Source organism: Sulfobacillus harzensis (genome assembly GCF_012933365.1).
GTDB classification, from domain to species: Bacteria; Bacillota; Sulfobacillia; order Sulfobacillales; family Sulfobacillaceae; genus Sulfobacillus_B; species Sulfobacillus_B harzensis.
Genome location: NZ_JABBVZ010000226.1, coordinates 1 through 2,205 on the forward strand (window position 1 = coordinate 1; position 2,205 = coordinate 2,205).

At 60.0% G+C, this 2,205-nt stretch carries 1 protein-coding gene and 1 pseudogene; both read left to right on the forward strand.

What is annotated here, in order from left to right:
* Nucleotides 1-1,442, forward strand: a 1,442-nt coding sequence (locus tag HIJ39_RS22585) for a hypothetical protein (RefSeq protein ID WP_207711873.1), incomplete at its 5' end; no start/stop codon positions are given.
* A 526-nt stretch (nt 1,443-1,968) separates the two neighbouring features.
* Nucleotides 1,969-2,205: pseudogene (locus tag HIJ39_RS22590) on the forward strand (hypothetical protein); the annotation flags it as partial.

A 2,205-nucleotide genomic window follows, 5' to 3' on the forward strand; every position in this document is an offset into this window, starting at 1 on the left:
AATGGCCGCCCACCCCAGCGAATTTTGACACCCGTCCGCGGAGCCGTCCGGGTCAATTTTTGAAAAAGCTCCTAGGAATTGAGACAGTCGAGGCCAGCCTTGACATGCCGACTGTCTCAGAGGAAACCCATGGACGTTGGGAGGTCCGTCTGTCCACACTCGGGGGCCGGGTGCTAAACAGCCATGGCCGGCCATTAACGGCGTACCCTCCCGGCCGCCAGAGCAAGCTCAGAATGGCGGTGGACGTTTTCGATCCTTTGGCACATACGGCTCACGTACTGCATCAGCTCGGCATCCAAACAAGCTTCTGGGATGGAAGCACCCCCATCTTGCATCCGCTGGTGGTGGGGGAGGGCATTCCCCTAACGAGTGCCCTTTGGGAGTCCATACGTCAGGCCACTCACCAGGGTATTCCGGTGTTGGTGCTGGCACAGCCACCAGGATGGACCGGAGGCCCAAATTTGGCCGTGGACCATCAAGTGATCACGACGTCGTTTCCACGGGCCTTGCACCACGGGGTTTTTGCAGGGATGGCGGATGGCGGGCTAAGCTGGTGGCGCGGCGCCCACGAGGTGGTCGCGGAAGGTCTTCTCCCCAAGCCAAGAAGCGCCCATGCTTTGGTTATCGCCGATGGAGGCCAAGCTCTCGGTGGCGCGACATTGCTGTGTTGGCAAGACTCCCTGGGCCCGGTGTGGTTTTGCCAATATCCCGTTGTTGCGCGAAGTGCTGAAGAGCCTATGGCAGCCATGCTGCTGGACAACTTAATGACGGCGTTGTCACGACCCCCGGCACAACGTGAGATCACCTGCTGGGGCCCCATAGCGGCCCATGCTGTCCAAGCCGTCGGATTGGTGCCGTCAACCGACCTCTCTATCCCGTCATCCCCGGATGGCGTCTTGCTCATTGATTTTACCGATAGCGAGGCGACCGAAGCGATGGCGGACCACATCGATGCTCTTCAACAGTGGGTGAGGGGAGGGGGACAATTATGGATTCACGGCGCTGACGTCCACACATCTCCCCTCGTCTCTCGGATCACGGGATGGGGCCCCTACCTGGTTGACGTGCCCGACGACTTGCAGCATAGCGCCCTAAATACGAATCGGACCCGCATATCCGATGGGCTCAGCAATGTCGACTTAGACTGGACCGAAGACGCCGGGATGCCGCCCTTAGTGACGAAAGCGTGGAAAGGGCTCCCGAAGAGCGCCGTGCTGGTCGAAACCGCGGCGGTGGATTGGCGCAACTACGGAGCAAAACCCGAGCAAATCAAAACAGCCTCGACCCTGAAAAGTCAAGGTTGGCCACCGGCGGCGGTTCTCTGGCAACGGCAACTGGACCACGGTCTGGTGCTAATAGACCAACTGCACTGGGAAACGTCCGGCAGCCTGGGGCTCACTATATTGGCACGCATTGCCGCCTCCCTTAGGCAAAAGCCTTAGTGCGTCCGGTTAGGGCACACTGATGGTCTCAGGGGAGAGATAGGGATCCCGTGTGCGCCGTCGATATGGCGGCGGAATTCGGACACAGTTTACGTCCGATAAGCCGGAGATTGGTAACCTCCCGTCGTATGGCGTCGGACGCAATCATCGCACCAAAAAAGGAACTTCCCTGAACCTCCATGAAAAGGCTAGTTGACATAATCTGTCAACTCGCCCCTCGAATGGAGGTTTTGTATGGGCGTGTACGTCACCCAATCCGGCGAGCCGTGCCCCTGCGCCGACTGCCGCGATCCCGTCTTTCCGTCCTTGAGTTACCCGCATTATGTCCCCTATCGGTGTCGGATTTGTGATACGGAAGTCCACGGCATCGGCATGCCCGGCGGCTTGTGCTGGGATTGTGCCCACACCGTGGGCTTGTTGTTTGGCATTTTCGCGGACGGCCTGCGCCTGGCGCTGGGCACGTTTACGGGACCATCGTGGGCTACGGAGCGTGCCACGTGGTTTGAATCGAAAGGAGCGACCGTCAATGGGACACCTGTGGCGGCAACTGGAACACGAAGCCCACGCACTCAGCGAGACGTTGGAAACCCTGGCCGGAACCGCGGCCCAGCAACGGGAACACCCCGAGATAGCGCGCCGGGCGCTCTTGAGTCTGTTGGACGATCTCGATGGGTGGACGTGGGACGTGGAAATCGCGTGCCAACAATTGGCGGCTCGACGCCCCACCCAACGGCAGGCGGAACAGGCCATGATTTTCGCCTTT